Origin of the sequence: Geitlerinema sp. PCC 7407 (assembly GCF_000317045.1) — a bacterium.
GTDB lineage: Bacteria > Cyanobacteriota > Cyanobacteriia > PCC-7407 > PCC-7407 > PCC-7407.
Window position 1 is genome coordinate 1 of record NC_019703.1, and the last position, 25,756, is coordinate 25,756.

The following is a 25,756-nucleotide window of genomic DNA, read 5'->3' on the forward strand; positions in this document are numbered from 1 at the left end:
TAGAGGTCAGCAGTGTCCATTTCCCTCGAGCTTCTTTGGAATCAGGTCTTGGAGCGGCTACAGCTACAGCTCAGCCGCCCGACCTTTGAGACCTGGATCAAAACCGCCAGCGCCGAGGGCTTTGACGAGCATTCCCTCGTTATTTCGACGCCCAATCCCTTCGCGCGCAACTGGCTCCAAAAATACTATGCCAAGGCGATCGCCGACGCCGTCAAAGACATCATCGGCCACGAAGTCGAGCTGCACATCACCGTTGCCCAAGGGGAAAACGCCAGCGCCAGCGACGACACCGAAGTCGTTTGGCCGCCCACCCCGACAGCGAACCCCATCGAGCCACCGCCGCCGCCCGTCACGGCCCTGCGCTCTGCTCGGCCCACCGAGCTCAACCCCAAATACGTCTTTTCGCGCTTCGTCGTCGGCCCCAACAATCGCATGGCCCACGCCGCTTCCCTCGCCGTGGCCGAGTCCCCCGGGCGGGAGTTCAACCCGCTGTTTCTCTGCGGCGGCGTAGGCCTGGGCAAAACCCACTTGATGCAGGCGATCGGCCATTATCGTCTCGAAATTCACGCCGACGCCAAGATTTTCTATGTCTCGACGGAGCAGTTCACCAATGACCTGATCGCCGCCATCCGCCGCGACAGCATGCAGAGTTTCCGGGAGCACTACCGCGCAGCGGACGTCCTGCTGGTCGACGACATCCAGTTCATCGAAGGCAAGGAATACACCCAGGAAGAGTTTTTCCACACCTTCAACACCCTCCACGAAGCCGGGAAACAAGTAGTCCTGGCATCGGACCGACCACCGGATCAAATTCCCCGTCTTCAGGAGCGGCTGTGCTCTCGCTTCTCCATGGGCCTGATCGCCGACATCCAGCCTCCCGACTTTGAGACGCGCATGGCCATCTTGCAGAAGAAGGCCGAATACGAAAACATGCGCCTGCCTCGCGAGGCGATCGAGTACATCGCCTCCCACTACACCTCCAATATTCGTGAGCTCGAAGGAGCGCTGATCCGCGCTGTCGCCTACATCTCGATTTCGGGGCTGCCCATGACGGTGGACAACATCGCCCCCGTCCTCAACTCCCCCAAGAAGAAGGTCGCAGCTTCCCCAGAGTCGGTATTTAACGCCGTGGCCGCCGTCTTTGACGTGTCCATCGAAGATCTCAAGGGCAACTCGCGACGTCGGGAAATCAGCCTAGCGCGCCAAGTGGGCATGTACCTGATGCGCCAACACACCGAGCTGAGCTTGCCCAAAATTGGCGAAGAATTTGGCGGCAAAGACCACACGACGGTGATGTACAGCTGCGACAAAATCAACCAATTACAGAACAATGACCCAACTCTTGCCCAGACGATCCGCCAGCTGAGCGATCGCATCAACCTGGCCAGTCAGGCCCAAAGCCAAAACAACCCCCAAACCTCATGAAAACCAGTTGTGGAAGCCGTTTTTGGAGCAGCGACGAAAGGCGATCGCTGCTTTTGCTGCTTTCTGGGTCAGGCGATCGTTTAGGGCCATTCTCAGAAATCAGGGTAAGTTTTCCACAGGCTGTAAAAACTCATCAAAGACTTATTGAAGCTGGAGTCAAGAGACTTTTCTATGCTCTAAGAGCTCTATTTTTATGAGAATTTGTTTACAGAACTTAGCAAAAATAATTTATTTATGTAAAGTACATTTGAACCTGTGGAAAAACCCCTATTTTCTGTGGAAAACTCTGTGGAAAACCTGTGGAAAACTCGACCCAAATTGTGGAAAAACTAGCCTAGGTATAAATACTCTGTGGAAAACTAGCCACTTTTTCCACAGGTTTTCCACAGGCACTAGATCGCTCAAATCTTTACTGGAAAAGGGTTCCAGAACTTTTTCCACATTTTCCACAGCCCCTACTACTACTGTTTAAATTTAAAGTTTTAAAAGTAGTAGAAGTATTAGACACGCACACGGGGGACTGAAGCGGTTGGCTTTGCAAGCAGGAGTCATTGCAAAAACCAAAAGACCCCGAACGGAAGTTTCCGATCCGAAAGCAGCCAGAACTTTGAAAAAAGCAAAGACCCCGATCGATCCGGAAAAAGCACAAATCCCCGATTCGGAAGTTGAAAAGCTCTTTGCAAAAAACCAAAGGCTTCGATCCGGAAAAAGCAAGCGCTTTGCAAAAAACCAAAGGCTTCGATCCGGAAAAAGCAAGCGCTTTGCAAAAAACCAAAAGACCCCGAACGGAAATTTCCGATCCGAAATCCGATCCGGAAGCAGCGATCGCTTCGAAAAAAAACAAAAACCTCGGATCCGGAACGTGCAACGAAGTTTTTGCAAAAAAAACAAAAACCTCGATCGGCACGCGCAAAAATTTTGATCCGCGCCCCAAAATCGCCGGTTAAACGCAGTAGCCACTGCATCCCTAAGCAGACTTTCGTCTGATTGGCTGTTTCCTGGCCTACAGAAGCCCCTCTACCTAGTTAGATAGGGCTATACCCGTTTAGACTTTTTTAGGGGCCTTCTAGAGCCTCTGAAAGGCCAGTTTGTTTTTTCAAAAAACAGGCCCCAATCGGCGAAGTCTTCGCCGAAAAATGCAGAATCCAAAAATTTAAAAACTTTGGGTTTGAAGGCGTTTTTTTAAATTGCCGATTTTTGCGTTGTTGAAGCTTCGGCCTGAGCTGAAGAAATTTTTTAAAGCACCCTTTCGATGCCAAAACTTGCGTCGCCTTTTGGCAAATCTGCAGCAGCTTGCGATGGTGCGTGTTTTCTCGGAAGGCTTTCTCCAGAAAGCGTTTGCAGACGTTCGGGGGTTCGTCTAAGAGCGATCGCCCTAAATCCGTGGTCTGTAGAGCTGGCTTTCGGAAAAACACGCGATCGCTTGTAGCAGCGTGATGCTCTGTGACTCCGAAATTTCTCGGAAAAGATTAATATGTTTCTGTAGAAAATTTTATAAAAAAAGCGGTGAGCAAAGTTCTCACCGCCTACAGGTATTGTGTTCAAAAACTGGCTACAAATCGCTCGTATTTTGAAGCTTTTAGCCTTCTTGCTCAGCTTCAGCCGCGACGACTTCTTGCTTCACCGTCAGGTAGCGAATGACGTCTTCGTTCAGGCGCATTGCGCGCTCCATGATGGCGATCGCGTTGCCGGGAGCATTGTAGTTCATTTGTACGTAAATGCCTTCCCGGTGACGGTTGATTTCGTAGGCCAGACGGCGCTTGCCGCGGTGCTGAGTTTCAACGATCTCGGCACCTTGGTCCCGCAAAATGCTTTGGTACTTTTCGATCGCCTGATCGACCTGCTCTTCACCCATGTCGGGGCGCAGGATGTACATGGTTTCGTACAGAAAATTTTTCATGATTACCCAGGATTCCTTGTGGGCTGAATGGCTTCTTGGGGAATACGGCGCGCTTTTGGCAGAAAATCTGCCAAGATACACGCCCGTATCAAGAAGCAAGGAATTACAATCTTATACCAGTTTTCGATCGCACTTGAGGGGTGATCGGTAATTCACTGCTGGCTCAACTTGAAAATCATTTTGAGCTCGGGGTGGGGCGAACTTCAGCACTTTGAAAAACGGTATGGCGCAACGTTACGTCCGAGTCCAAACCACTGAGGGGCAAGTACACTATGGCTTGTTGCAGCTCAACCAAGAAGTCCAAGTGCTCGATGCCCCGCCTTGGTTGAAGGGGCAGTTAACGGGACTGGTTCTCGCACCGGAGAGCTACCGCTTGCTGGCTCCCTGCTCCCCGTCCAAAATTGTGGCGGTCGGCAAAAATTATGCGGCCCACGCCGCAGAAATGGGAACGCCGGTTCCGGCTGAGCCGCTGATATTTCTCAAGCCTTCGACGGCGGTCATCCCCACAGAAGAGGCGATCGCCTATCCGAGCCAATCCCAGCGAGTCGACTACGAGGGAGAACTGGCCCTGGTGATCGGCGATCGCTGCAAAGACTGCACGCCCGAGGAAGCCCAAGCCAAGATCTGGGGCTACACCATTGCCAACGACGTCACCGCTCGTGACCTCCAGCGCCAAGACGGCCCCTGGGCTCGCGCCAAGGGCTTCGATACCTTCTGCCCCCTGGGTCCCTGGCTAGTGCGAGAGCTGAGCCCTGCAGCCCGTCTCCAGACCTTTCTCAACGACGCTCCGGAGCCCGTTCAGTCTGCCTGCATCGACCAGATGGTTTTCTCGCCCGACGTCCTGGTGGCTTTCATCAGCCGCATCATGACGCTGCTGCCGGGAGACGTCGTTTTGACCGGGACGCCAGAGGGCGTTGGGCCAGTGTCCGTGGGCGATCGCGTTCGGGTCGAGATCGAGGGCATCGGCACCCTCGAAAATCCCGTTATCAAGCGTTTACAGCCCGTTGCTCCGCCTCCCGAAACCGAAGACGACAGCGTCTAGCGAACCTGCATATGGACCGCTTCCGACAGGGTTGGGATCTCGGCGTATCGGCCCAAGAGCGACTGCACGATGCTATAAGCACAGGCTGCAAAAACGCCCAAGAAAATCACGTTGAACAGCGTTTCAGCAAGGAAGCCACTGCTCAGCGCAGACCCCGAAAGCTGCACAATCAGGCGAGTAATTGACAGCAAAATGTCAATCAAAATTGCCTGCATGGTGTTGAAGCGGATGAAGTGACTGATGTTTTCGTTGCGCACCACCAGGAAAAAGAGCGCAAAGAAAATAATCAGTCCCGCCAGAGGAATACTGGCGTACAGCTGTAGCAAGGGAAACAGCGGCAAGAAAATAAGCGCCAGCTGGGGAAACTGAGCGAACAAAAACTGCCCGAAGATCAACCCCTCAATCAAGGGAAGCAAATAGGGCAAAGCCGCAAAAATCCTGTCTGCGGGAGTGGCTGATCCGCGCCATGTCATGGTGGGCTCTCCTAGAAATTTGCGTAGAGGACGTGCGTTGGCAATACGCTCAGGATAGCGCAGCTCCCGCAGGGCTTGGCTGCAGCGCGGTGGGGAGAGACCTTGGCAGAACAGTTTGCTGCTGGAGTGGCGCAGCGCTATTCGATGTTGGCAACTCGAAAGCCCATGACGCATTCGAACTGCTCAGGCTGGTTGGCGTTCAGTTTGCGTAGCGCGTGACCACATCGCAGCTGCCCCTGCTGCCAGCGGGGCTGACCTTTTTGGTCGGCGAGCAAGCAGCCTTGGCAAACTTGGTGTGCGGAAAGGAGTTGGTTGTCCATCATGATGACGAGCATTCAGCACCTCCGTCAGGCCCCAGTGTCCCTGAACCCATTGTATGTTAGGGGTTTGGCGCGATCGGACAAATTCTCATACAGCTTAATGTGCGGCCAAAAGCGCTGGGGTATCTGGCAACACCTTTGAGCCAAAACAGAATGCTCAGGAGCAGCGATCGTCTGTGGAACTTGTCGAGGAGACCAGGGAGAAAGGGGGTTATGATGATTAATTCAGGATTGTTTGACTAAAGCAAAGGAACCGAAATTGGCGTTGCTCTTGTGGCAGGGTGGCGCTGTCTCCTTTGCGCTTGTGGTTGTAATTCGCACGTTTCTCTGGGGGTTCGCTCTGTGACGGAGACAAATTTAGACTTTCTGGCCAAAACAGACCCGGCGATCGCCGAAATCATTCAGCACGAGCTGCAGCGTCAGCGGGATCACCTAGAGCTGATTGCCAGCGAAAACTTCACCTCGGCGGCAGTCATGGCGGCCCAGGGCTCGGTCCTCACCAACAAGTACGCTGAAGGCCTGCCCAAGAAGCGCTACTACGGCGGCTGCGAATTTGTAGACGAGGCAGAACAGCTGGCCATCGATCGGGCCAAGCAGCTCTTTGGGGCAGCCCACGCCAATGTCCAGCCCCACTCGGGTGCCCAGGCAAACTTTGCCGTTTTCCTGTCGCTGCTCCAGCCCGGAGACACGATCATGGGCATGGACTTGTCCCATGGCGGTCACCTGACCCACGGTTCGCCGGTGAACGTGTCCGGCAAGTGGTTCAAGGCTTGCCACTATGGCGTTAGCCCCGAGACTGAGCAGCTCGACTACGACTTGATTCGTGATCTGGCGCTGCAGCATCGTCCCAAGCTGCTGGTGTGCGGCTATTCGGCCTATCCCCGGACGATCCACTTCGACAAGTTCCGGGCGATCGCCGATGAGGTGGGCGCCTACCTGCTGGCGGACATCGCTCACATCGCGGGCCTGGTCGCCACCGGCCTGCACCCCAGCCCGCTGCCCTACTGCGACGTCGTCACCACCACTACCCACAAGACCCTGCGCGGTCCTCGGGGCGGCCTGATCCTGACTCGGGATGCCGATCTGGGCAAGCAGCTCGATAAGGCTGTCTTCCCCGGCACCCAGGGCGGACCCCTGGAGCACGTCATCGCCGGTAAGGCCGTGGCCTTTGGCGAAGCTCTCAAGCCCGAGTTCAAGACCTACTCGGCTCAGGTCATCGCCAATGCCCAAGCCATGGCGGCGCGCCTGCAAGAGCGGGGTCTCAAGATTGTCTCCGGCGGCACGGACAACCACCTGATGCTGGTGGATCTGCGCTCCATCGGCATGACGGGCAAAGTGGCAGACCAGCTGGTGAGCGGCATCAACATTACTGCCAACAAGAACACCGTTCCCTTTGATCCGGAGTCGCCGTTTGTGACCAGCGGTCTGCGCCTGGGTTCGCCAGCGATGACCACCCGGGGCCTGGGGACGACGGAGTTCCAGGAGATTGCCAACATCATCAGCGATCGCCTGCTGAACCCCGAGGACGAAGCCGTCGCCCAAGACTGCCGCCAGCGTGTGGCCGCTCTGTGCGATCGCTTCCCCCTCTATCCTCACCTCACCATTCCGGTGCCTGCCCTCGCTTAGTTTCTTTGAGCAAGGCGCCTTTCAGTCACCCCAAGATTTTTGAGCAAACTCAAAAATCTTGGGGGCTTTTTCTTAAGCACTGATTGTCCCTTTGCGCAAAAAGTTGTGCGGAAATGTACAGCCTCTGACCGTACAGTGCGAGGACGTGGCTACTCAGAAAATTGCCGATTCTCTCAAGCTTTGGGAGATTGTCAGCAGCAACCAAGATTCAGTTGTTCTTAATCCTCTGAAATGTAGTAGACTCTGCCTGACACCGCCTTCATTCAGTCCTCCACCTACTCTTCAAATGCCCTACCAGCTCTATCATCTGGTTGCATTCGTCGTTGCATCGCTTGTGGTCCTTTGGAGCACGCCGATCGTCAAGCGAATCGGCCTCAAAAGCGGACGCGTCGACTTGCCAGGAGGGCGCAAAGTACACCAACGCCCCATGGTTCGTCTGGGGGGCGTCTCAATTTTTTTGGGGACCGTTATTGCCCTTCTCATTGTTTGGTGGCTGGGGGGATTTGGTGTTTTGCCTCCAACCAAAGAATACGAAATTTGGGGCGTCACAATTGGCGGATTAGCGTTCTTTTTGATTGGTTTAACCGATGATTTGGTAGGCCTATCGCCCTTGAGCCGATTGCTGATGCAGTCCATTGTGGCGGCGATCGCCTGGAAAGTCGGTGTCCAAATTGAGTTTTTGACTGTCCCATTAGCGGGCCTGTTGTCATTGCCGGACTGGGTTAGCCTGCCGATTACGGTCATTTGGCTGGTGGGGATGGCCAACGCCATCAACTGGATCGACGGCCTCGATGGTTTGGCGGCGGGAGTTTGCGGCATTGCAGCCCTAGTCATGCTGATGGTGTGTCTGTCCATGAGCCAGCCCGCCGCTGCGCTGGTGGCTGCGGCTCTAGCCGGCGGTGCCCTCAGCTTTTTGCGCTACAACTTCAATCCAGCCCAGATCTTTATGGGGGATGGCGGGGCGTATTTCATGGGCTTTGTGCTGGCAGGGGTTGGCGTCGTTGGCCTCGTCAAGAGCGTGACGACTGTGGCCGTGCTGCTGCCCTACCTGATTTTGGCGGTTCCCATCCTGGATATGTCAGCGGTAATTTTGAACCGGCTTCTCAGCGGCAAATCTCCCTTCACCGCAGACAAGCGCCATTTGCACCATCGCCTGCTCCAGGCAGGGCTATCCCATCGTTTGACGGTGCTGTTTATCTATTCCCTGACGCTTTGGGTAGGGACTTTGGCACTGGCTTTTTCGGGGGTTCCGAGCGGTTTGGGCTATGCTATCGGAGCGACCGTTTTGCTGAGCTACACGGGCTGGAAAGCGAGTAAGCATGCTCGCTAGTTGAAACTGCAAGGTTTTGGCCCTGGTGCTAGTCGGCAACTTGGGTCTATTTCCCCTTCAACGAAGCCTGACAAATCAATGAATGTAAGCGCTGAAGTGATCTGTGTTGGGACGGAACTGCTGCTCGGCAGCATTTTGAACACCAACGCGCAGTTTTTGGCGCAGCAGCTTGCAGAAATCGGGGTCCCGCACTACTACCAGACGGTGGTGGGTGACAATCCAGAGCGGCTCAAAAAGGTGCTGGCGATCGCCTGTGAGCGATCGCGTTTGCTTATCTTTACCGGTGGCCTCGGACCGACCCCCGACGATCTGACCACTAAAACGCTGGCCGACTTTTTTGAAGCGCCCCTCGTAGAGCACCCCGAAGTTCTCGCCGATATCGAGCAAAAATATGCTCGGCGGGGCCGCACGATGACCGACAGCAACCGCAAGCAAGCCCTCTTGCCGGAAGGATCCGCAGTCTTGCCAAACCCCTCGGGCACGGCCCCCGGCATGATCTGGCAGCCCCGCACCGGCCTGACGATCTTGACCTTTCCGGGCGTGCCCCAGGAGCTGCAAATGATGTGGCGCGAGACCGCGCTGCCCTACCTGCGCAGCCAGGGCTGGGGACGCGAAATTCTCTACAGCCGGATGCTGCGCTTCTGGGGCGTCGCCGAATCGGCCCTGGCCGAAAAAGTCGCTCCCTTCCTCACGGCCGCCAACCCGACGGTGGCCCCCTATGCCGGGAAAGGAGAAGTGCGTCTGCGGGTTTCGGCCTGGGCAGACTCGGAGGCAGCGGCGCTGCAGCTGATCGAGCCGGTGGAGCACCAGCTGCGCCAAATTGCTGGCCTGGACTACTACGGCAGGGATGATGACACCCTGGCGGCGGTGGTGGGTCGCCTGCTGCAAGGGCATCAGCACACCCTAGGCGTGGCAGAGTCTTGTACGGGCGGCGGACTGGGCGCGATGCTGACCCAGGTGCCCGGCAGCTCGGCGTACTTTATGGGCGGCCTGATCTCCTATGACAACCAGGCCAAGGTGAACTTGCTGGGGGTGAATGGGGAGGACCTAGAGACCCACGGCGCTGTGAGTGAGGCGATCGCCCAGCAGATGGCGGTGGGCGCGCGATCGCGCCTAGGCACCACGTGGGGCCTCAGCATCACCGGCATCGCAGGTCCGGGTGGCGGGACGGTCCAGAAACCCGTCGGCTTGGTGTACATCGGTCTGGCCGGCCCGGATGGCTTTGTGACCAGCGTGGAGCACCGCTTTGGGGAGCTGCGCGGCCGAGACTGGATCCGCCAAGTGAGCGCCAGCGCGGCCCTCGATTTGCTGCGCCGAAAATTATTGGCCCTATCACAATCCTCTGACTAGGAGAGGTTGTCCCTTGGGGATCATTCGTTATGATGTTGATTGAGGATTAGACCTCTCACTAAAGCCTTCAGCCCCGCTCCAGGGAACCTTAAAAACAAGGCATGCAGCGTTAAGGAGCTTTCGGTCGAATGGACTATATCGAAAAGGTGCTAGAAAAGCTCAGGGAATTGGCCCGGAGGCTGATTGAGGCCCTGCTAGGTCCAGAGGCTCAGCCCGAGCCTGAGCCCATTCCGATTCCGGTGGATGACCGACGGCGGCGACGCTAGGTTCGATTGTTGTTGGACACTGGATGGTGACACTTGCTGAGTGTTCTTGTTTTGCATGGCCCTAATCTCAATTTGCTGGGGTTGCGAGAGCCCGAAGTTTATGGGCGATCGACGCTGGACGATGTCAATCGCTTGCTGGAAGAAGAGGCGCGATCGCTCCAAGCTGAGATTACGGCTTTGCAGTCCAATCATGAAGGCGTGCTGATCGATGCGATTCAGGCAGCCCGGGGCAAGCATCATGGATTGCTGATCAACCCCGGGGCTTACACCCACACGAGCGTAGCGATTCGAGATGCGATCGCCGGTGTGGCGATTCCGACTGTAGAAGTCCACCTGAGCAATATTCATCGCCGGGAAGCGTTTCGGCACCATTCCTACATTGCCCCTGTCGCCATTGGTCAAATCAGCGGCTTTGGGGTCGAAAGCTATCGCCTTGGCCTGCGGGCTTTGGTCGCTCACCTGCAATCTCTGGACCCAGCGTAATGCAAGCTGGGAAAGCACCCAGAGCGATTTGCTCGAAAGTTTTTTTAACCCATACAACGTCAACGCCAGCGCTCCCCGGAAGCGCTGGCGTTGACGCAACGCCGCTCTGGGCCTGAGAGTGGAAAGGCAAGGTTCGGAGTTTCAGGCCATGGTTACTGCATCGTCTTCGGCACCGACGATCAAGTTTTTGCAGAGCGCGACGTCTCCCGCGTGGGTGGAGCAGGCGATCGCCCATCTAGACGTGATTTTGCTCGATCATTCCCACTGTGAACGCAAGGCGGCAGGGGTGGCGCTGAACTTGATGTTTCGCTATCCCTCCAACGCCAAGCTGGTGCGCACCTTGACGGCGATCGCCCAAGAAGAACTGGAGCACTTCGAGCAGGTCAACCAAATCCTGGAGCGGCGCGGCATTGCCCTGGGGCCACTATCTGCACCGCCCTACGGCGCCACCCTCAGCGCCCAGGTCCGGCGAGCAGAGCCGCAGCGTCTTCTGGATTCGCTGCTGGTGTCGGGGCTGATCGAGGCCCGCAGCCACGAGCGTCTGGGCCTGCTGGCCGAGCACTGCCCGGAGCCGGATTTAGCACGCTTTTATCGGGCGCTGATGGCGTCGGAGGCGCGGCACTACGGTGCGTACTGGGTTCTGGCCACGACGTACTTCGATCGCAGTGACGTGAATGCTCGCCTAGAGGAACTGGCCGCCGTCGAAAGCGAGGTCCTCGCGACCCTGCATCCCGAACCGCGAGTTCATAGCTAGAGGACGGGCTGGCAGGTCTCGAGCCAGTCAAGGGTGGCTTCGAGCTGGTCGAGGGAGACCAAGCCATACTGCCACAGCACAAAAGGCAGTAGATGGGGACTCCGCTCAGCTTGGCGCAGGGCCATGGCGATCGACGCTTCTGGCAGGGCTAGCTCGTACCGGAGAAAGCCAATCAGCAAATTCAGTTGATCGCGGGATTGGAGATCAATCATTGCGGGCGCATCTCGGTTGAAGAGGAATCAAAGCCGCAGCGAGTCTCAGATGATGGCTCCCAATATGCTGGTTTTTCTACCGCGACACGGTGATTTTGCCAGGATGAAGGGGTGATCGCAAGCAGCAACCTTCGTGATCGTTGCTTGATAAAACTGTGCTTTAAATTACATCAAAACGGGAATGAAAGCGCGCTATCAAGATTTTATTGTGCGGGACTGGCAGCCGGGCGATCGCGCAGCGGCAGCGGCGGTGATCGGAGACGTGCTGGCGGAGTATGGCCTCGGCTGGGAGCCGGAGGGCGCAGACCGCGACGTGCTGGAGGTAGAGGCAAGCTACCAGCAGAGGGGGGGCGAGTTTTGGGTTGTGGAGCGGGGCGGCGAAGTCGTGGGAACGGCGGCCTACTATCCGGTGGCTCGGGGAGAAGGAGCGGTCGAAATTCGCAAAATGTACCTGCGATCGCCGGTGCGGGGGCTCGGGCTCGGGCGCTACTTGCTAGAAGCCCTTGAGGATGCGATCGCCCGGCGAGGATTTCGGATGATCTGGATCGAAACGGCCAGCGTGCTCCAGGAGGCGATCGCCCTCTACGAAGGGAGCGGCTACCAGCCCAGCAGCGGCGTCGAAACCCAGCGGTGCGATCGCGTCTACGTGAAGGTGCTGCCCGCTCCTAGCCCCCAAAGCCCCGCTTCGCCGTAGCAGCGCCCTTTTTGCGCTTCGAGTCCTTGTTGGCACCCTGGACCTCCTTGAGCGCCGCCTCAAACAGCTCGTGCAGATGCACAGGCACGCTGGCAATGTCTGGCAGCTCCGGCTCCAGGGGCTTGCCGTGGGCCTTCAGCAGCTCATCGAGATCGCGATCGAGGCGAAACTCCGGGTTGGCCAGCGTCGTTTGCAGCAGCCCTTCGAGGGCCTGGGGAAACTCCGCGGCCAGCTGGTGCCAGACATAGACCGAGATCGTCGGCTCCTCAAGGTAGTGGCGCACTAGCCGCTCAGTGCCCTCTTCCGGCGTTGTCAGCAGCCTGCGAAAGCGCTGATAGGTGGGCAGCAGTGCCTGACCCCAGCGCGGATGGGTCAGCACCGTCACCTGTTCGGCTTTTTTGAGTTCGTCGGGCAGCTGAATTTTGGGCATGCGCATGGCGGGCTTGCCCTGGGTGCCGAGGGCCTCGGCCACGGCCTGGGGGTCAATGCCCTCAGCCTCGGCCGTGGCCACGAGCTCCGCCTCGGACAGGCCGGCTTCTGCCGCCAGTTCATCTAGGGACTTGGAGGGGTCAAGCCCGGCTGCGGCGAGGGTGCGCTGGGTCAAGCGGGTGCTGAACTCGTCCATCTTTTGGTTGAGCTCGTAGCCGGACATCGTCACTTCCTCAGCCCCAAAAAAGTCGACAAAGACCTCGTGGTAGACCTCGACGGATTTCCAGGCCTCGGCCTCCAGTTCGGGGGCGTCGCCGTACAGGTCGGGACGGTGGTTGTCGCGGAAGTTGCCAATGGCGACGGCCAGTTTGGGCTTGCCCAGGTTGCCCAGGAGCTTCTGGGGACCCGAAAACATCCAGGTGGTCTCGTCGAGGGGGGCAATGCGCGTACTCAAGATCTCCCCAGGCTTGACGCGGCTGAGGGTGGAGCGGGTTGTCGGGGCGAGAGCGCGCACGGTGTAGCGCTGGGTGGTCAGCCAGTTGCGCAGCTCAAAGCGATCGCCCTCCAGGGCCTCGACGGCAAATAAGCCCGCAAAGGCCCGCTGCCAGCCCCGCACCAAAGCGCGATCGCTTTCCGAGAGCTCAGGCTGCTCCGCCAAAAAGACCTCAATGGGCGTGCGGTCGCCCACCTGCCCCTCAGTCAAAAAGCAGTCCAACAGCAAATCGGGGTCCAGCTTGCGCCGTTTGAGCTGCTCTGCTGCGTAGGTCTCGAGAGCCTCGGCGACTGCCCCCTCAGCGTCATAGACAAAATTCACTAAATCCTGCTTGAGAGAATGAGCACGTTCTAGAACCGCGTTTGTCATGGAGTCTTGGTCATCAAAAACAATCAATCAAAAAGCAATCGCCCTAGCCGCGATCGCTCTCAAGATAGACACGACGCTAGCGGCATTCTGTCTTGCGTAATAGCTCAGCGTCTTCATCATCCTTTCTCGAGTTCGAAAGCTTGATGAAAGCCCTTTGAAACGATCGGCAAAAGCGACAAAAATCTGAAACTTATCAAGCGATCACTTGCTGAACACTCAGGGTATCAAAAACCCCTGTCCGCCGGAATCCCTCCATTGGCGTAGCTCAATGACCCCAGACTCCGGAGGTGAAATTTATATCAATCAAAAACAATCTAAAATTAGTATAGGAAAACACAAGAATCGCCTAAAAATAGGCAAGAAAATTTATTAAATAATTGTTTACAAAGACCAAAAATAATTGCCTGAAAAAATGTTCACAAGACTTTGAAAAGAAAGCCTTTTACTCCTTCCTTTGATAGAAGAAAACCGAGATTCAACATTGATAACTTAGGAACGTCAGTTGGAACTAATTGACTGCAATCGAATTGGAACCAAGCTGAGCGAAACTTCAAGGAGAAACTCCCATGGCAGGCATTATTTCTTGGATCGTGCTGGGTCTAATCGCCGGTGCCCTTGCAAAACTGATCTATCCCGGCCAGCAGGGCGGCGGCATCATTGCCACGATCGTTCTGGGCATTTTGGGTGCGCTGGTCGGCGGATATTTGGGGCAGCTCCTGCTAGGAACGAGTGCCGGGGCCGCAGCGGGTGCAATTAGCATCCCGAGCATTATCTTTGCGATCGTCGGCGCGATGATTTTGATTTTCCTGTGGGGTCTGCTGACACGTCGCACTGCTTAGCGAGATGTTCGGTGGGAGCGCCCAGAATGCTGACTTCCCCGTTCACTGCTAGCCGCTGGCTACTGATCTCACAACAAAGCCTTGGAACCCTGCCAAACGTTTCGTAGAGGCAGGTTCCAAGGCTTTTTGTTTGGGAAAAGCTCAGCGCGTGGGGCTTGGCTTAGCGATCGCTCCCCTCTCGGATCTTCCAGGTCGCGCCCACGGCGGCCCCTGCCCCCGCCAGCAGCCCAAAGGCCATGCCTTCGAGGGTTTTTTGGGTGGGGTGGGTGGTCAGGCATTCGAGGGAGGGAGTCGCAGCGCTCTGGCACTGGGCCAGCTCGGCTCGGCTTGCGGTGCCGCCTAGGATGACGCCAGCAACGCTACAAGCGGCAATGTAAAGGTAGAAGCGATTGAAAGTGCGAGCCATAGCAAACCAAGCGTTAGGGTGGAAACAGAGAGGTTAAAGCAAGCAGGCGCAGCGGAATATTTCTACCTATCGATTCTCGGAAGCGATCGCGGGTTTCACAGCAGTGCTACCACCGATCCTCGGATGGGGGGCGATCGCCCTTTGCGTGGCAATGCGGCTGCCAGGGTTGAGAGCGAGGCGAGGCCAGTATAATCACTTCAGTTCAGTCATTTTCGGCCATTGCTGTGATCGCAATCTATCCGGGCAGCTTCGACCCCATAACCTTCGGACACCTTGATATCATTCAGCGGGGCAGCCGTCTGTTCGAAAAAGTCATTGTGGCCGTTGTGCGCAATCCCAACAAGAGCCCGATGTTTGCGATCGCCGAGCGGGTGGCCCAAATTCGCCAAGCAACCGCCCATCTCAACGGCATCGAGGTGGATAGCTTTGATGGGCTAACGGTTGAGTACGCTCGCCTGCGGGGCGCAACGGTGCTGCTGCGGGGACTGCGGGTGCTGTCGGACTTCGAAATGGAGCTCCAGATGGCCCACACCAACAAAACCCTCTCTCAGCAGATTGAAACAGTTTTCCTCGCCACTTCGAACGAGTACAGTTTCTTAAGTAGTAGTGTGGTGAAAGAGATCGCCCGTTTTGGCGGCTCTGTCGATCACCTTGTGCCCCAGCATGTTGCCCTAGATATCTACAGCCGATGTTGCGCCAAGACCAGTCCAGAACCGAACCTGAACGGAATGGAGCCAGCTCAAACGCCGGAGCAGCCGCCAGCGGAGCAGGGGGCATAGACATTCAGCAGGAACTCAATCACCTCGAGGAAATGATTCTGGATAGTCCGCGCATCTGGCTGACGCGGCGGACGATGGTGGACGAAGAGCAGGTGCTCGACCAGCTGGACTTGGTGCGGGTGAGTTTGCCGCCAGCGTTCCATCAGGCAGAAGAGATTCTGCGGCAAAAAGAAGAAATTTTGGCGGAGGCGGAGCAGTACGCCCAGGAGCTGATCGAGGCGGCGGAGCAGCGCGCGGCTCAGATCCTCGATGAGCTGGGGATTATTCGGCAGGCGGAGCTGGAGGCGCAGCAAATCCGCCAGCAGGTGCAAGAGGAGTGCGACATCGCCCTTGAGCAGACGATGAATGAGGTGGAGCGTCTGCGCCGACAGGCCCAGCAGGAGCTGGAGGAGCTGCGGCAGCGGGCGATCGCCGAGTGCGAAGACATTCAGGAAGGTGCGGATGAGTACGCTGACGGCCTGCTGGGCAGCCTAGAGCAGCAGCTCAACGAAATGCTGCGCATCGTGCGCAATGGGCGGCAGCAGCTAGACGTAGAGCCGCCGCCCCCGCGACCAGCGGCCCCTGCGCCGAGCGCGCGGCCTGCACCGCGATCGCCGTCGACCGAGGGAGCGGCGCGCCGAGAGCCGCCCAGTCAGGGACGCAGCGGCGATCGCCCCAAAGCCTAGACTGGGGCCGAATTGGACCCAGGGCGGCGGTGAAATTTTTGGAGAAGCGGGGGTGTGCGCTGCGGCTTGGTGGCACAGTGCCAGATTCGATCGCGGCGATCAGTGCCAAATTAGCGATGTGGCAGTAATGGCTGCGAAGGCTGGCGAATTTCTCAAAATTGGGAGATTGTTCGCGATCGCACCAGGACAAAGAGCTTAGCTCTCAGGGCTGATTTTGGATCCCTGACTGCCCCAATAATCGCCTTTATTGATCGATGGATCGAAGGATGAAGTGGCGATGGCTTCTGAGAAATTTCGCCGTCAACTGCGCCAAGAAGCCGAGCGCTGGCAAACAGAGGGGTTGATTGACCCATCGCTGTTGCAGCGACTGGCTGAGCGCTATCGTTTTGAAGAGCTAGAAACGGCGGCCCGCAATCGCTTTGTGGCGGTGCTGCTGGGGCTGGGCTGCATTCTGCTGGGGCTGGGCGTCATTAGCTTTGTGGCGGCCAACTGGCAGACCTACTCCCGACTGACCAAGGTCATCATGCTGTTGACGCTCTTTGTCAGCGTCAATAGCGCGGGCTTTTATCTGTGGCGATCGCCCGATCCAGCTCGCTGGCAGCGGCGCTTGGGCCACGGCCTGCTGATCTTGGGGACGCTGGTGCTGGGCGCCAACTTGGCCCTGATGGCCCAGATTTATCACCTGACCGGCCCGGCCCACGATCTCTACATCGTCTGGGCCTTGGGCGTGTTAGCGATGGCCTACTGCCTGCGGCTGACGTCCCTGGGCGTGATTTCGCTCCTGCTGATGGGAATTGGCTACTGGTGGCGCTTCTTTGATGGCTATATGGGGCCGGGGGCGCTGTGGATCGAGGCGCTGCTGCGCTACATGCCCGTTGCGGCGCTGCTGATGTTTTGGCCCTTGGCCCACGGGTGCCGATCGCGGGTGATTTTTGGTTTGGGGGCGATCGCGGCGGTCTCGTCCTTCGAAGGCAACCTGTTTTGGCTGATTCCCGGTCCGTGGTGGGTGGCTGAGTTCTGGCGCAATGCCCTGCTGCCCTTTGGCGCAGCGCTGCCCGCAGCCCTTCTGTGGGGCTACGATGACACGCTGTGGCGCTGGGCTGGCCGGCCCCGACCGACCTCCGCCGTGCGGCCCTTCCGGCCCATCGCGCGGATTTTGGCGGTGATCTTTTTGGGCATGATGCTCTACTTTTTCTCCTTCCACTGGATCTGGATCGCGCCGACGGAGCCGCTCTACGACAACTACTACGGCAACTTGGTAGAAGTGAGCAGTGACTGGGGCCGGACCTTGGCGCTGTGGGTGAATGTGAGTGGCTTTGGGCTGCTGGCGCTGCTGGAATGGTTCCATCTGGCGCGGCAGCCGGATCAGCGATCGCTGCGATCGGAGGCGGGGCTGACCAGCAGCGTCATCTCCTACATCACCGTGCTGGCCGGTTTGCTCCTGCTGTGGCACTTTGCTCTGGGGCCGCTGCCCATGCTGGGACCCTTCTTGCTAAATGTGCTGCTGTTCTTGCTGGCGGTCGGGCTGATGCGAGAGGGCTTGGCCAATGAAGACCGCAAAACCTTCTGGTCGGGCCTGCTGCTGCTGACCCTGCAAATTATCAGTCGCGTGCTGGAGTACGACACGGGGCTGCTGCTCAAGTCCCTGGTGTTTGTGCTGTGCGGCATTGGCATCATAGCCGTGGGGCTCTGGTTTGAGCGCTACGTCCGCACCCTGCGATCGCCCCAGCTCGCCTCCCTACCTTCTGCCCCTTCCACGAATGAGGAGCCCCCCCGATGACGACCACTCCTTCTCCCGCCGAAACAACTGCTCCCTTGCCGCTGCGCCCAGTGCCGTCCTGGCGATTTTGGGTGCCGCTGCTGCTCCAGGCAGCCCTGATTGTGGCGATTCCGGCCAAGAGCATTTACACCCAGCTGTCGGGGCGCGATGTGGTGATCCAGACAGCGCCGGTGGATCCCTACGATTTGCTGCGAGGCTACTCGGTGACCCTCAACTACGAGATCTCCCAATCCGGTCCTCTAGACGATCTGCCGGGTTGGAAGGAGCTGTCTCCCAGCCAAGGTGGCCCTGTGGGGGTGCAGCCACTCTATGTGGTGCTCAAAGCGCCGCCTGGCTCCCCTGAGCGCCCCCCCAAGGCTTGGAAGCCGGTGCGGGTGAGTGGCGATCGCCCCACGGATTTGGCGGCAGACGAGGTCGCTCTTCAGGGTACCTACAACAACGGCTGGATTCAGTACGGCCTCGAAACCTACTACATTCCCGAGGACGAGCGCGATCGCATCAACAACGACATTAACCAAAGCAGCTGGGGTCGCGGTCGGCAGCCGATCGTGGTTGAGGCTAAGGTAGATAAACAAGGCAACGCGGTCTTGACCCGCCTGTGGGTGGGCGATCGCGACTATGGGTATGGTTTCGGCAACGGAAAATGACCGACCGCGTCGAGGATAAACAGAAAGCCAAGGAGCAGATCTTGCATCTGCTGAAAATGGAAGGTCCCCAGACTGCTGCCCAGCTTGCAGAAGGGCTGGGGCTCTCTCCCATGGCAATTCGGCAACACCTCCAAGGTCTCCGGGGCGATCGCTGGGTCACCTACCAAGAAGAGCGTCGCCCCCTCGGTCGTCCGGTCAAGCTGTGGCAGCTCACCGACCAAGCCCGCGTTCACTTTCCCAACAGCCACGCCGATCTGGTGGTCGATCTGCTCAAAGGCGTCGAGGCGCTGTTTGGGGAGGCGGGCCTGACGCAGCTGATTGCAGAGCGGACCCAGCGCCAAATCCAGTACTACAGCGCCCCCCTTCCGCCGGAGCCCGGCCTAGAAGACTGGCGATCGCGGGTGGGAGCGATCGCCCGCTGGCGCAGCCAAGAAGGCTACATGGCCGAAGTCATTGACCAAGGCGAGACCCTGCTCCTGGTCGAAAACCACTGCCCCATTTGCGCCGCTGCCCAAACCTGCTCCAAGCTGTGTGCCTCGGAGCTAGACGTGTTTCGGACGGTGCTCGGCCCCGAGGTGGCCGTCGAGCGGGTCGAGCACCTCTTGCAGGGCGATCGCCGCTGCGCCTACCGCATCACTCGCCGCTCAGCCTAGCGCTGGGCCAGCACCAGCCCAAACCAGCTCTGCGGGTCCGTCCAGGTATGCAGCGTTTGCAGGCCGTGGCTCGCGAGGTTCTGCTGCATCGCCGCTAGATCAAACTTGCGCGAGATCTCGGTGCGCACCGTTTCGCCCGCCTCGAACGCCACCGTCAGGTCGAGAGCCTCTAGGCGAACGCTTTGGGCCTGGCGGCTGCGCAAATGCATTTCGATCTGGTGGGCTGTCTCGTTGTAGAACGCCCAGTGCTCGAACTGCGCCACCTCAAAATTGCCCACAAAGCGCCGGTTGAGATGGCTCAGCATGTTCAAGTTGAAGGCCGCCGTCACTCCCTGAGCGTCGTTGTAGGCCGTTTCCAAAATGGCCTTGGGCTTTTGCAGATCGATGCCCAGCAGGAAATAATCCCCCGGCTGGAGGGCCGCAGTGATTTGGTCAAAGAACTGGTCAGCGGTCTCGGGGTCGAGGTTGCCCAGCGAGCTCCCGATAAAGCAAATCATCCGCGCCGCCAAGGGGGTAGGCGCGAGCTGGGCGATCGCCTGCTCGTAGGTGCCAATGAGGCCCTGGACCTGGAGGGTCGGGTAGGCCTGGAGCAGAGCCTGGGCGCTGCTCTGGAGGATGCCTGCGCTCACGTCGATGGGCACATAGCGCAGCGGATGGCCTAGGGACTGGTAGGCGTCGAGGAGCAGACGGGTTTTGGTGGAGCTGCCGCTGCCCAGTTCGACGATTTCGCAGGGGCCAGTCAGGTGGGCGATCGCCTCGGCAAAGTCCTGCAAAATCAGGGTCTCGGTGCGGGTCAGATAGTACTCGGGCAGCTCACAGATCGCCTCAAAAAGCTGGGAGCCCTGATCGTCGTAGAAGTAGCGCGGCGAGAGGGTCTTGGGGGTGGCGCTGAGGCCCTGCACCACATCGCTGCCGGGGGAAAGCTCTTCCTCGGAGGGGGTGTGGGCGCAAATGAGGTGCTGGAGCTGAAGGCGGGGTGAGAGCGTGACCACTTCACCGACGGGACTCGATTGACGGCTGACGGATTGGAAAGGGGACATTCTACCTCCGTGAGATGCAGATCGATGCAGACGGGCGATCGCCGAGGCTGAAGCGCAGACCTCATAGAAGAGCGTTGAGGGGCGTTGTACAGGATGCAGTCACCCCAGAACGAGCGATCGCTCAAAATCCGGCGAACGTGGGCTGAATATTCTAATTTTTGCAAAATTCCTTTCGTATTCTCGCACCCCTCTGTGGGCTTCTGGTCTTTCTCAAGACTTATTTCCGTTGAGGAGATGGATCCCGGGCGCAGCGAAATCCCGCAAAAATCTCCCGCACCGAGGGGTGGTACCAGTTCCGGAAGGAGCTCCGCAGGGTCCACCGAGGGGTCGCCCAGCTCCCGCCCCGCAGCACCCGATGCTGCTGATCAAAGTAGGCCTGGGAGTAGCCCCGGTAGGGATAGGCCTCGAAGCCCGCATAGGGTGCAAACCACGTGTTGGTCCACTCCCAGACGTTGCCCAGGAGGTCGTGGCAGCCAGCGCCGCTGGCGGGATAGGTGCCCACGGGCGTGGTTTGGCCCTGATATCCCTGAAAGTTCGCGTGCTGGGGTGCTGGCTGTGCCTCTCCCCAGGGATAGAGCGGCCCCGCTTCGCCCGATTGAGAGAACGCTTGCCAGCGGGCGGCCCTTTCCCATTCGGCCTCGGTGGGCAGCCGCTTGTGGGCGAAGCGGGCGTAGGCGTCGGCCTCGTACCAGCTCACGCCGCAGACTGGGTGGTCGTCCCAGCACGGGTCATTGCTCCAGTAGCGAGGACGGCGAATTTGGGCGGCTTGGCGCCAGGCCCAGCCCTCCGGATGCCACCAGCGCTCGGTTTCGTAGCCTCCCGCCGCGATGAAGTGGCGATACTGGGCCACGGTGACCGGCGCGCGATCGAGCCAGTAGGGCTCCACCTGGACCCGATGGCTGGGCCGCTCGTTGTCGATGGCGGCGATCGCCCCAGAGCCCATCTCGAAGCTGCCGCCGGGAATGGCCACCATGTCCTCGGACGGCGGCACCGTGCGATCGCCCTTTGCCACCGTGGGCGCGCCCTCCGGCCAGCGCTGAATTTGCAGCACAATGCGAATGGTCTCGCTGTGCTGGGCCTCGTGCTGCAACAGCCAGCGCCACAGCCGTTCTTCGCTCTCCAGGGAGACTTGCTCTAGGGTTTCGAGGGTCGCCTGCCGGACCGCTTCTAGAAAGTCCACCGTCTGGGCCAGCGTCGGCAACTGAGCCCGCGCAGCCTTGGGCAGGCCGTCGGCGGCGTACAGCCGCCGCCTCTCCGGCGTCAAAAAGTCCCCGACGCCCCGGGGCTCCAGCAGCCACAGCGCCTCGGTGAAGCCGATGTGGCCCAGATGCCAGCCCACGGGGCTAAAGTCCGGATGGGCGTGGTAGCAAAAGGTCGCGGCGTCAATGCCTTCAAAAATGGCCAGGGTGGCGCGGCGAGCGTCGATCAAGTCTTGGCGCAGGGCGTCCCGTCGATGGGCGAGGGGGGCGATCGCCGTCGCGCTGCCAGAGGTTGCGCTGCCAGAGGTTGCGCTGTTAGATGGAGTGATATTGAATTTCACAGTCCCGTCCTACGCTGAGAATGCTGTTTTCGGGCAGAGCCTGCCAGTCCCCGGGGATGATGGGCTCTGACGCAATCACGATCCCGTCGGGAAAGGCCGCCTCATCGCGCAGCCAGTAGAGGGACGGCGCGGGGGAGCGGTTGGCGTAGCGGGAGGCCACCAGGCGATCGCCATCGCTGAAAATCAGGTTGGCGGCAAACCGCGTGTCGTGCTGGGCCGCCAGGTCGGTCACCGTTGCCAGGCAGCTCGCCAAGGCCCCGGCCCAGGACATCCCCGGCTCCGTTTGCAGCGTGTTGAGAAACAGCGCGAAGAAGTGCTCAGAGTCGGTGCTGCCGCCGATCGCCTGGTACAGCTCGTCCTTGAGCAAGCTGCGCAGGGGCCGATACAGCGTCGCCCGAAACCGCTCAACGAAGCCGTTGTGGATGCCCAGAATCCGGCCCCGCTGGAACGGCTGACAGTTGCTCAGGTCCACGGCCTGGCCGGTCGTGGCGCTGCGGATACTCGCCAACACGCAGCCCGACTCGATGTAGCGACTGAGGGGTGCAAGATTGATGTCGCTCCAGATGGGCAGCAGATTCTTGTAGGTAAAGGGTTCTGGGTGGCGCTGGGGGTCGTACCAGCCGATGCCAAAGCCATCGGCATTCAGCAAACCGGCGGTCATTTCTTGGGGCTGGTAGCTCTGGACTACCAGGGAATGCTGGGGCTCAGTCAGCAAGGTTTCGAGGCGGCGGGGCGGTCCCAGATAGCCCAGAAGTCGGCACATAGGCAGCGAAGGGGCAAAAATGAATAGACAGCAAAACGCCCATGATGGGGCGCTGTGCTGATTGTGCCAGAGACTGACTAGGGGAACCCCCCACAAAAGGCGGAAATGTGCTGATTTCTAGGGGAAACGGAAGGCGGCGATCGCCAGGCAGAGCCAGCCAGCAATGAGGGTCAGGCCCCCCAGCGGCGCGATCGCCCCTAGGCTTTTGAGGCCGCTCAGGCTCAGAACGTACAGGCTGCCCGAAAACAGCACGGTGCCAGCGATGAAGCAGTAGCCCGCTCCGTTCAGCAGTCCCTGGGGCGCTTCGGGACGGCCCAGGAGCAGCGCCACGGCCAGCAGGGCGATCGCGTGATACATCTGATAGCGCGCCCCCGTTTCAAAAACCGTCAGCATCCGCTCGGTGAGCCGATTTTCTAGGGCGTGGGCCGCGAAGGCGCCACCGGCTACGGATAGGCCTCCCAGAACTGCGGCGATCGCCAAAAAAGCATTCATCATCGAAAAGTCTCCTGGTGTTTAGAAATCCGATCTTTTAGACCTTGCTTTGGTTGTACCGCTTAAACTTCAGGAGTTTCCCAGGAGCAAGGCACTACATTTGTACTGAGGAGCCAAAAAACTAGGCAGACTGCGGCGAAGGCCGCTAAACACGACATTCCACCCACTTTGCTTTGTAAAACCGTCTTAGAAGAACGGGGTTTCAACCGCAGGAGTTTTCGATGATTCAAGTGACCGCAGACCAAATCGAGCAGTACCGAGCGCAGTTGGCGGATTACCCGGAGGCCCTCAAGGGTCTGGACCTGTTGGCGGATTGTGAGGGGGAGCTGGAGGATGCCGCGATCTCCCTGGCGCTGCGGGCCGGAATGCAGCCGGACACCTCGGATCGCTGGCTGGATGGTTTGTCGAAGCGGTTTCGGGCGGTGGTCTGCCAGGTGCGACTGCGGGAGTTGGTGGGCCAAGACCTGAAGGCGGCGGTGGAGGCGCTGGCGGCGATCGCAGCGATTCCGCCTGCCCTAGCGCTGATTGTGATTCTCTATGTGCAGATGATGGGCGTGGAGCCTTTTTGCAAGCCGCTCGAGGAGAAGCTCTGACCCCTGGGCGATCGCTCAGCGAGGGACGCCAAGCTGCTGGATTTCAAGGCCTCACCTGGGCTCGAGCCGGCGGCCTTTTTTAGATTCACATATTAGTACAAATGTACTTAAAATAGAAGAGCGGGGCGATCGCCGCCGGAGGCAAAAAAGCCCGGAAATCTGGCCCGAAATTGCTCGCAAACCGTCCAAAAATCGCCCCTAACTGTAGTGAAAAAACACTACAATAGAGATAACGAGTTTTCTACTATCTTATGCAGATCGGTCGCTTCTTTTCGTTGGGAGGAGGGCGAGTCGGTCAGTACCTCTCAGAGCGGGTTTTGGTGGTGCGGATGCCCTTCCGCTCGCTTTCGAGAGATCTGCGCCAGCAAGAAGGCTGCTGTTTTGGGTTTAGAGACCTAAAGCAGGCCCAGCGCTTCGTCCAATTCCTGTCGCGATCCGGCTACCCCTGCCGGATGCGATCGCCCGAGTGGTTGCACCACTACCCCTACGAGGTGGTGCTTTGGGGCCTGACAGACCCGGCCCGGACCCTGGCTCGAACTCTGGCCTACTGGGAGCGCCACGAGCCCCATCCTGCTCCTAGCGATCGCCCAGTCAAGGGCGCGATCGCGGCCTAAAAAGCGCTTCCCAGCCCCCTCGGGCAGAGGGCTAAAAATTGTCTCAAAACCCTTGGCAGTCGTAGTGGAAAAACACTACAATAGAACAAGCGAACTAAATCGTGAATCCCATGACGAAGCACTACGTTTTCAGCCTCAATCCGTCTGCTGAATATGAGTGGGAGCGATGCACTCTGCGTGATCCGATCACGACAGAACGTCCAGATTTGGCGAGCCTGGTGGCTGAGGCTGTCGGAAATCAGCCCGGAGCCTATCTCGTAGAAGTCAAAGTCGAGGTCAAAGTGCTAGAGCAGGCTCCTTTGGCCCAAGCGATGCCGGTGATGAAGCCGCGAGCGGCCATGGTGCCTCCGGCTGCCGAAAGAGTCGCCTAGTCTAGCGATCGCCCTGCGGGTCTACTGCTTGCTGAGAATCGTTTGCTGAGAAAGGAGTTTTATGAAACTGCACCAATATCCAGCGGCGATCGCCGCTGCCACCGAGGCGGTCAACCAGCTCGATCAAGACCTTGGCGAGCTGCGCCAGCTGCTGGCTGCTCGGGAAGGCCAAGCGGATCTCATCGTGGCCTTCGAAGAACTCAAAAATGATGCCCAGCGCAAAGCCCGCCGCTTCGAAATCTTGCAGCTCGACGAGCAATATCTCGTCTGTCAATCCAAGCTGCTGGAATTGACCACGGCCAAGGCCAACGCCTTCGCCTACCTGGAGCAGCTGCGCAACCAGTTCAGCGTGGCCAAGCTCGAGGCGCGCTGGGCGATCGCCGAAAAGCTGATGGGCCTAGAGGCCCGCGAACTCGTCGGCCTCTAAGGTGAAAATGCGGCGATCGCCCCTTTTGGGAATCAAGGGCGATCGCCGCCAACCGGCATTTTGGGGCTCCTTTGCAGCGCCCTAGCCGAACGTGCTGCCGTTCCAGCCCCACATCGCGCCGCGCGCATCCGCGAACTCGATGTAGATGCGGTTGGCCGGCACACCCAGCGCGCTGCTGAGGGCCTGACAAAAGTCCTGGCTCATCGCCCGCGTCTTGTCCGGCGCCATGGTGCCAATGCTCTTGATTTCCACGTAGCAAACCGGCTCCGTGGTGCCGCCAAAGGTCATGCTGACCTCTGGTTCTAGGGCGGTCATTACATAGGACTCGGGCTTGCCCAAGTGCTGGGCGAGGCTGGCCGACAGGGATTTTAAGAGGGCCTCGGCGGCTGCGGGGGCTGGCCGCAAGGCAGAGGTCTGAACTTTGATCAGGGGCATGGTGAAGGATTTTCGAAAAGATTTGGGGAAAAGTTGGGGGCGATCGCCCTAGCCACCGTAGTTCCAGCCGGTGCTTTCCAGGAGCAGAGGTGCGCCCTCCCGATGGACCCCGGCCCCGATCACTTCACCCACATAGACTGTGTGATCGCCCTGGTCGACCTGGCCGACGACGCGACATTCCACGTAGCCCAGAGAGTCCTGAATAATCGGGCAGCCCGTTTCTGCGCCCAGATAAAAATCTACGTCCTCAAACTTGTTGCCCACGCGGCGCAGCGGCTTGAAGAATTTGGCTGCCAAATCTTTTTGGCCTTCTTCCAAAAAGCTCATGGCAAACACCCCGCTGGCCTGAATCATGGCGTGGGAGCGGGAGTCCTGCTTGACGCAGTTGACGACCAGCGGCGGATTGAAGGATGCCTGCATGACCCAGCTGGCGGTGAAGCCGTTGACTTCCTCACCCTCTTTCACGCCGCAAACGTAGATGCCGTGGGGGATTTTGCGCAGCATCGTTTTCTTGGCTTGTTCGTCTAGCAAGGTGCCAGTCTCCCT

The 25,756-nt window shown here is 58.7% G+C and carries 32 protein-coding genes; 20 read left to right on the plus strand and 12 right to left on the minus strand.

Annotation, left to right across the window (positions count from 1 at the left end; genetic code table 11):
* Window positions 1-12 precede the first annotated feature (12 nt).
* Window positions 13-1,425 carry a chromosomal replication initiator protein DnaA gene (dnaA, locus tag GEI7407_RS00010; protein WP_015170075.1) on the plus strand — a complete coding sequence of 471 codons (1,413 nt, stop codon included), beginning with the start codon at window positions 13-15 and terminating at the stop codon, window positions 1,423-1,425.
* A 677-nt stretch (window positions 1,426-2,102) separates the two neighbouring features.
* Complete coding sequence (locus tag GEI7407_RS00015; RefSeq protein WP_041268209.1) at window positions 2,103-2,372, plus strand: hypothetical protein; 270 nt, start codon at window positions 2,103-2,105, stop codon at window positions 2,370-2,372.
* 632 nt (window positions 2,373-3,004) lie between these two features.
* Here the strand turns inward: GEI7407_RS00015 and rpsF are convergent.
* Window positions 3,005-3,325 carry a 30S ribosomal protein S6 gene (gene rpsF, locus GEI7407_RS00020; RefSeq protein WP_015170076.1) on the minus strand — a complete coding sequence of 107 codons (321 nt, stop codon included), beginning with the start codon at window positions 3,323-3,325 and terminating at the stop codon, window positions 3,005-3,007.
* Between the two features lie 223 nt (window positions 3,326-3,548).
* On the opposite strand from rpsF, the gene GEI7407_RS00025 reads away from it, so the two are divergent.
* Window positions 3,549-4,367 (plus strand): fumarylacetoacetate hydrolase family protein, encoded by an 819-nt coding sequence (locus GEI7407_RS00025; RefSeq protein ID WP_015170077.1) that lies wholly within the window; start codon window positions 3,549-3,551, stop codon window positions 4,365-4,367.
* Here GEI7407_RS00025 and GEI7407_RS00030 read toward each other — a convergent pair.
* Together GEI7407_RS00030 and GEI7407_RS00035 are read right to left on the minus strand one after the other, a co-directional pair.
* Window positions 4,364-4,840, minus strand: a complete 477-nt coding sequence (locus GEI7407_RS00030) for a Tic20 family protein (RefSeq protein ID WP_015170078.1) — start codon at window positions 4,838-4,840, stop codon at window positions 4,364-4,366. The genes GEI7407_RS00025 and GEI7407_RS00030 overlap by 4 nt on opposite strands.
* Before the next feature lie 137 nt (window positions 4,841-4,977).
* Window positions 4,978-5,175: a hypothetical protein gene (locus tag GEI7407_RS00035; protein ID WP_015170079.1), complete on the minus strand. Its 198-nt coding sequence runs from the start codon at window positions 5,173-5,175 to the stop codon at window positions 4,978-4,980.
* A gap of 327 nt (window positions 5,176-5,502) precedes the next feature.
* Here GEI7407_RS00035 and glyA point away from each other — a divergent pair, with 327 nt between their 5' ends.
* The 6 genes from glyA to GEI7407_RS00060 all read left to right on the plus strand — a co-directional run bounded on the left by glyA (window position 5,503) and on the right by GEI7407_RS00060 (window position 10,969).
* Window positions 5,503-6,786: a serine hydroxymethyltransferase gene (gene glyA, locus GEI7407_RS00040; protein ID WP_015170080.1), complete on the plus strand. Its 1,284-nt coding sequence runs from the start codon at window positions 5,503-5,505 to the stop codon at window positions 6,784-6,786.
* A gap of 286 nt (window positions 6,787-7,072) precedes the next feature.
* A complete protein-coding gene (locus tag GEI7407_RS00045) occupies window positions 7,073-8,116 on the plus strand; it encodes a glycosyltransferase family 4 protein (RefSeq protein ID WP_015170081.1) in 1,044 nt (347 codons plus the stop codon).
* 78 nt (window positions 8,117-8,194) lie between these two features.
* Complete coding sequence (locus tag GEI7407_RS00050) at window positions 8,195-9,466, plus strand: competence/damage-inducible protein A (protein WP_015170082.1); 1,272 nt, start codon at window positions 8,195-8,197, stop codon at window positions 9,464-9,466.
* Window positions 9,467-9,594: 128 nt separating this feature from the next.
* A complete protein-coding gene (locus GEI7407_RS21235) occupies window positions 9,595-9,732 on the plus strand; it encodes a hypothetical protein (RefSeq protein WP_015170083.1) in 138 nt (45 codons plus the stop codon).
* Window positions 9,733-9,765: 33 nt separating this feature from the next.
* A complete protein-coding gene (gene aroQ / locus GEI7407_RS00055; RefSeq protein WP_015170084.1) occupies window positions 9,766-10,215 on the plus strand; it encodes a type II 3-dehydroquinate dehydratase in 450 nt (149 codons plus the stop codon).
* Window positions 10,216-10,363: 148 nt separating this feature from the next.
* Window positions 10,364-10,969 carry a tRNA-(ms[2]io[6]A)-hydroxylase gene (locus GEI7407_RS00060; protein WP_015170085.1) on the plus strand — a complete coding sequence of 202 codons (606 nt, stop codon included), beginning with the start codon at window positions 10,364-10,366 and terminating at the stop codon, window positions 10,967-10,969.
* Here GEI7407_RS00060 and GEI7407_RS00065 read toward each other — a convergent pair.
* Window positions 10,966-11,181, minus strand: a complete 216-nt coding sequence (locus GEI7407_RS00065; protein ID WP_015170086.1) for a DUF2949 domain-containing protein — start codon at window positions 11,179-11,181, stop codon at window positions 10,966-10,968. The genes GEI7407_RS00060 and GEI7407_RS00065 overlap by 4 nt on opposite strands.
* Window positions 11,182-11,362: 181 nt before the next feature.
* Between GEI7407_RS00065 and GEI7407_RS00070 the strand changes: the two genes are divergently transcribed.
* Window positions 11,363-11,875, plus strand: a complete 513-nt coding sequence (locus GEI7407_RS00070; RefSeq protein WP_015170087.1) for a GNAT family N-acetyltransferase — start codon at window positions 11,363-11,365, stop codon at window positions 11,873-11,875.
* On the opposite strand, the gene GEI7407_RS00075 is transcribed toward GEI7407_RS00070, so the two are convergent.
* Window positions 11,847-13,166 (minus strand): hypothetical protein, encoded by a 1,320-nt coding sequence (locus GEI7407_RS00075; RefSeq protein ID WP_015170088.1) that lies wholly within the window; start codon window positions 13,164-13,166, stop codon window positions 11,847-11,849. The two genes, GEI7407_RS00070 and GEI7407_RS00075, sit on opposite strands and share 29 nt — an antisense overlap.
* A gap of 566 nt (window positions 13,167-13,732) precedes the next feature.
* On the opposite strand from GEI7407_RS00075, the gene GEI7407_RS00080 reads away from it, so the two are divergent.
* The gene (locus tag GEI7407_RS00080; RefSeq protein WP_015170089.1) at window positions 13,733-14,005 is read left to right on the plus strand and encodes a GlsB/YeaQ/YmgE family stress response membrane protein; all 273 of its coding nucleotides are present in this window, start codon (window positions 13,733-13,735) and stop codon (window positions 14,003-14,005) included.
* Between the two features lie 160 nt (window positions 14,006-14,165).
* Here GEI7407_RS00080 and GEI7407_RS00085 read toward each other — a convergent pair whose 3' ends face one another.
* Window positions 14,166-14,411, minus strand: coding sequence for a hypothetical protein (locus GEI7407_RS00085; protein ID WP_015170090.1), 246 nt, complete (start codon window positions 14,409-14,411; stop codon window positions 14,166-14,168).
* A 224-nt stretch (window positions 14,412-14,635) separates the two neighbouring features.
* Between GEI7407_RS00085 and coaD the strand changes: the two genes are divergently transcribed.
* From coaD to GEI7407_RS00110, 5 genes are all read left to right on the plus strand, one after another.
* Window positions 14,636-15,190 (plus strand): pantetheine-phosphate adenylyltransferase, encoded by a 555-nt coding sequence (gene coaD / locus GEI7407_RS00090; protein ID WP_015170091.1) that lies wholly within the window; start codon window positions 14,636-14,638, stop codon window positions 15,188-15,190.
* A complete protein-coding gene (locus GEI7407_RS00095; protein WP_223294455.1) occupies window positions 15,100-15,855 on the plus strand; it encodes a hypothetical protein in 756 nt (251 codons plus the stop codon). Before coaD ends, GEI7407_RS00095 begins: the two co-directional genes overlap by 91 nt.
* Before the next feature lie 277 nt (window positions 15,856-16,132).
* On the plus strand, window positions 16,133-17,635 hold the full coding sequence (locus tag GEI7407_RS00100; protein ID WP_015170093.1) for a DUF2157 domain-containing protein: 1,503 nt from the start codon (window positions 16,133-16,135) through the stop codon (window positions 17,633-17,635).
* Window positions 17,632-18,282, plus strand: a complete 651-nt coding sequence (locus GEI7407_RS00105; RefSeq protein ID WP_015170094.1) for a GDYXXLXY domain-containing protein — start codon at window positions 17,632-17,634, stop codon at window positions 18,280-18,282. Before GEI7407_RS00100 ends, GEI7407_RS00105 begins: the two co-directional genes overlap by 4 nt.
* Window positions 18,279-18,935, plus strand: coding sequence for a metalloregulator ArsR/SmtB family transcription factor (locus GEI7407_RS00110; protein ID WP_015170095.1), 657 nt, complete (start codon window positions 18,279-18,281; stop codon window positions 18,933-18,935). Before GEI7407_RS00105 ends, GEI7407_RS00110 begins: the two co-directional genes overlap by 4 nt.
* Here GEI7407_RS00110 and egtD read toward each other — a convergent pair.
* The 4 genes from egtD to GEI7407_RS00130 all read right to left on the minus strand — a co-directional run bounded on the left by egtD (window position 18,932) and on the right by GEI7407_RS00130 (window position 22,773).
* Window positions 18,932-19,975: an L-histidine N(alpha)-methyltransferase gene (egtD, locus tag GEI7407_RS00115; RefSeq protein WP_015170096.1), complete on the minus strand. Its 1,044-nt coding sequence runs from the start codon at window positions 19,973-19,975 to the stop codon at window positions 18,932-18,934. The two genes, GEI7407_RS00110 and egtD, sit on opposite strands and share 4 nt — an antisense overlap.
* 217 nt (window positions 19,976-20,192) lie before the next feature.
* A complete protein-coding gene (locus tag GEI7407_RS00120; protein WP_015170097.1) occupies window positions 20,193-21,515 on the minus strand; it encodes an SUMF1/EgtB/PvdO family nonheme iron enzyme in 1,323 nt (440 codons plus the stop codon).
* A complete protein-coding gene (gene egtC / locus GEI7407_RS00125; RefSeq protein WP_015170098.1) occupies window positions 21,490-22,278 on the minus strand; it encodes an ergothioneine biosynthesis protein EgtC in 789 nt (262 codons plus the stop codon). Before egtC ends, GEI7407_RS00120 begins: the two co-directional genes overlap by 26 nt.
* Before the next feature lie 117 nt (window positions 22,279-22,395).
* A complete protein-coding gene (locus GEI7407_RS00130; protein WP_015170099.1) occupies window positions 22,396-22,773 on the minus strand; it encodes a DUF423 domain-containing protein in 378 nt (125 codons plus the stop codon).
* Between the two features lie 218 nt (window positions 22,774-22,991).
* Here GEI7407_RS00130 and GEI7407_RS00135 point away from each other — a divergent pair, with 218 nt between their 5' ends.
* The 4 genes from GEI7407_RS00135 (at window position 22,992) to GEI7407_RS00150 (ending at window position 24,775) form a co-directional block, all read left to right on the plus strand.
* Entirely contained in the window at window positions 22,992-23,363 is a 372-nt protein-coding gene (locus tag GEI7407_RS00135) for a hypothetical protein (protein ID WP_015170100.1), read from the plus strand.
* 251 nt (window positions 23,364-23,614) lie between these two features.
* A complete protein-coding gene (locus GEI7407_RS00140) occupies window positions 23,615-23,977 on the plus strand; it encodes a hypothetical protein (protein ID WP_015170101.1) in 363 nt (120 codons plus the stop codon).
* Between the two features lie 110 nt (window positions 23,978-24,087).
* Entirely contained in the window at window positions 24,088-24,348 is a 261-nt protein-coding gene (locus GEI7407_RS00145; RefSeq protein ID WP_015170102.1) for a hypothetical protein, read from the plus strand.
* Window positions 24,349-24,409: 61 nt separating this feature from the next.
* Window positions 24,410-24,775 (plus strand): hypothetical protein, encoded by a 366-nt coding sequence (locus GEI7407_RS00150; RefSeq protein ID WP_015170103.1) that lies wholly within the window; start codon window positions 24,410-24,412, stop codon window positions 24,773-24,775.
* Window positions 24,776-24,856: 81 nt separating this feature from the next.
* On the opposite strand, the gene GEI7407_RS00155 is transcribed toward GEI7407_RS00150, so the two are convergent.
* Together GEI7407_RS00155 and GEI7407_RS00160 are read right to left on the minus strand one after the other, a co-directional pair.
* Complete coding sequence (locus GEI7407_RS00155) at window positions 24,857-25,210, minus strand: phenylpyruvate tautomerase MIF-related protein (protein WP_015170104.1); 354 nt, start codon at window positions 25,208-25,210, stop codon at window positions 24,857-24,859.
* A gap of 48 nt (window positions 25,211-25,258) precedes the next feature.
* On the minus strand, window positions 25,259-25,741 hold the full coding sequence (locus GEI7407_RS00160; RefSeq protein ID WP_015170105.1) for a flavin reductase family protein: 483 nt from the start codon (window positions 25,739-25,741) through the stop codon (window positions 25,259-25,261).
* Window positions 25,742-25,756: the final 15 nt, after the last annotated feature.

What these genes read in the sequence shown, in the direction of transcription:
- rpsF (WP_015170076.1), bottom strand. Translation starts at nt 3,325, where the DNA reads ATGAAAAATTTTCTGTACGAAACCATGTACATCCTGCGCCCCGACATG.
- GEI7407_RS00025 (WP_015170077.1), top strand. Translation starts at nt 3,549, where the DNA reads ATGGCGCAACGTTACGTCCGAGTCCAAACCACTGAGGGGCAAGTACAC.
- GEI7407_RS00030 (WP_015170078.1), bottom strand. Translation starts at nt 4,840, where the DNA reads ATGACATGGCGCGGATCAGCCACTCCCGCAGACAGGATTTTTGCGGCT.
- GEI7407_RS00035 (WP_015170079.1), bottom strand. Translation starts at nt 5,175, where the DNA reads ATGCTCGTCATCATGATGGACAACCAACTCCTTTCCGCACACCAAGTT.
- GEI7407_RS00045 (WP_015170081.1), top strand. Translation starts at nt 7,073, where the DNA reads ATGCCCTACCAGCTCTATCATCTGGTTGCATTCGTCGTTGCATCGCTT.
- GEI7407_RS00050 (WP_015170082.1), top strand. Translation starts at nt 8,195, where the DNA reads ATGAATGTAAGCGCTGAAGTGATCTGTGTTGGGACGGAACTGCTGCTC.
- GEI7407_RS21235 (WP_015170083.1), top strand. Translation starts at nt 9,595, where the DNA reads ATGGACTATATCGAAAAGGTGCTAGAAAAGCTCAGGGAATTGGCCCGG.
- GEI7407_RS00060 (WP_015170085.1), top strand. Translation starts at nt 10,364, where the DNA reads ATGGTTACTGCATCGTCTTCGGCACCGACGATCAAGTTTTTGCAGAGC.
- GEI7407_RS00065 (WP_015170086.1), bottom strand. Translation starts at nt 11,181, where the DNA reads ATGATTGATCTCCAATCCCGCGATCAACTGAATTTGCTGATTGGCTTT.
- GEI7407_RS00070 (WP_015170087.1), top strand. Translation starts at nt 11,363, where the DNA reads ATGAAAGCGCGCTATCAAGATTTTATTGTGCGGGACTGGCAGCCGGGC.
- GEI7407_RS00075 (WP_015170088.1), bottom strand. Translation starts at nt 13,166, where the DNA reads ATGACAAACGCGGTTCTAGAACGTGCTCATTCTCTCAAGCAGGATTTA.
- GEI7407_RS00080 (WP_015170089.1), top strand. Translation starts at nt 13,733, where the DNA reads ATGGCAGGCATTATTTCTTGGATCGTGCTGGGTCTAATCGCCGGTGCC.
- GEI7407_RS00085 (WP_015170090.1), bottom strand. Translation starts at nt 14,411, where the DNA reads ATGGCTCGCACTTTCAATCGCTTCTACCTTTACATTGCCGCTTGTAGC.
- GEI7407_RS00095 (WP_223294455.1), top strand. Translation starts at nt 15,100, where the DNA reads ATGTTGCGCCAAGACCAGTCCAGAACCGAACCTGAACGGAATGGAGCC.
- GEI7407_RS00100 (WP_015170093.1), top strand. Translation starts at nt 16,133, where the DNA reads ATGGCTTCTGAGAAATTTCGCCGTCAACTGCGCCAAGAAGCCGAGCGC.
- GEI7407_RS00105 (WP_015170094.1), top strand. Translation starts at nt 17,632, where the DNA reads ATGACGACCACTCCTTCTCCCGCCGAAACAACTGCTCCCTTGCCGCTG.
- GEI7407_RS00110 (WP_015170095.1), top strand. Translation starts at nt 18,279, where the DNA reads ATGACCGACCGCGTCGAGGATAAACAGAAAGCCAAGGAGCAGATCTTG.
- egtD (WP_015170096.1), bottom strand. Translation starts at nt 19,975, where the DNA reads ATGTCCCCTTTCCAATCCGTCAGCCGTCAATCGAGTCCCGTCGGTGAA.
- egtC (WP_015170098.1), bottom strand. Translation starts at nt 22,278, where the DNA reads ATGTGCCGACTTCTGGGCTATCTGGGACCGCCCCGCCGCCTCGAAACC.
- GEI7407_RS00130 (WP_015170099.1), bottom strand. Translation starts at nt 22,773, where the DNA reads ATGATGAATGCTTTTTTGGCGATCGCCGCAGTTCTGGGAGGCCTATCC.
- GEI7407_RS00135 (WP_015170100.1), top strand. Translation starts at nt 22,992, where the DNA reads ATGATTCAAGTGACCGCAGACCAAATCGAGCAGTACCGAGCGCAGTTG.
- GEI7407_RS00140 (WP_015170101.1), top strand. Translation starts at nt 23,615, where the DNA reads ATGCAGATCGGTCGCTTCTTTTCGTTGGGAGGAGGGCGAGTCGGTCAG.
- GEI7407_RS00145 (WP_015170102.1), top strand. Translation starts at nt 24,088, where the DNA reads ATGACGAAGCACTACGTTTTCAGCCTCAATCCGTCTGCTGAATATGAG.
- GEI7407_RS00150 (WP_015170103.1), top strand. Translation starts at nt 24,410, where the DNA reads ATGAAACTGCACCAATATCCAGCGGCGATCGCCGCTGCCACCGAGGCG.
- GEI7407_RS00155 (WP_015170104.1), bottom strand. Translation starts at nt 25,210, where the DNA reads ATGCCCCTGATCAAAGTTCAGACCTCTGCCTTGCGGCCAGCCCCCGCA.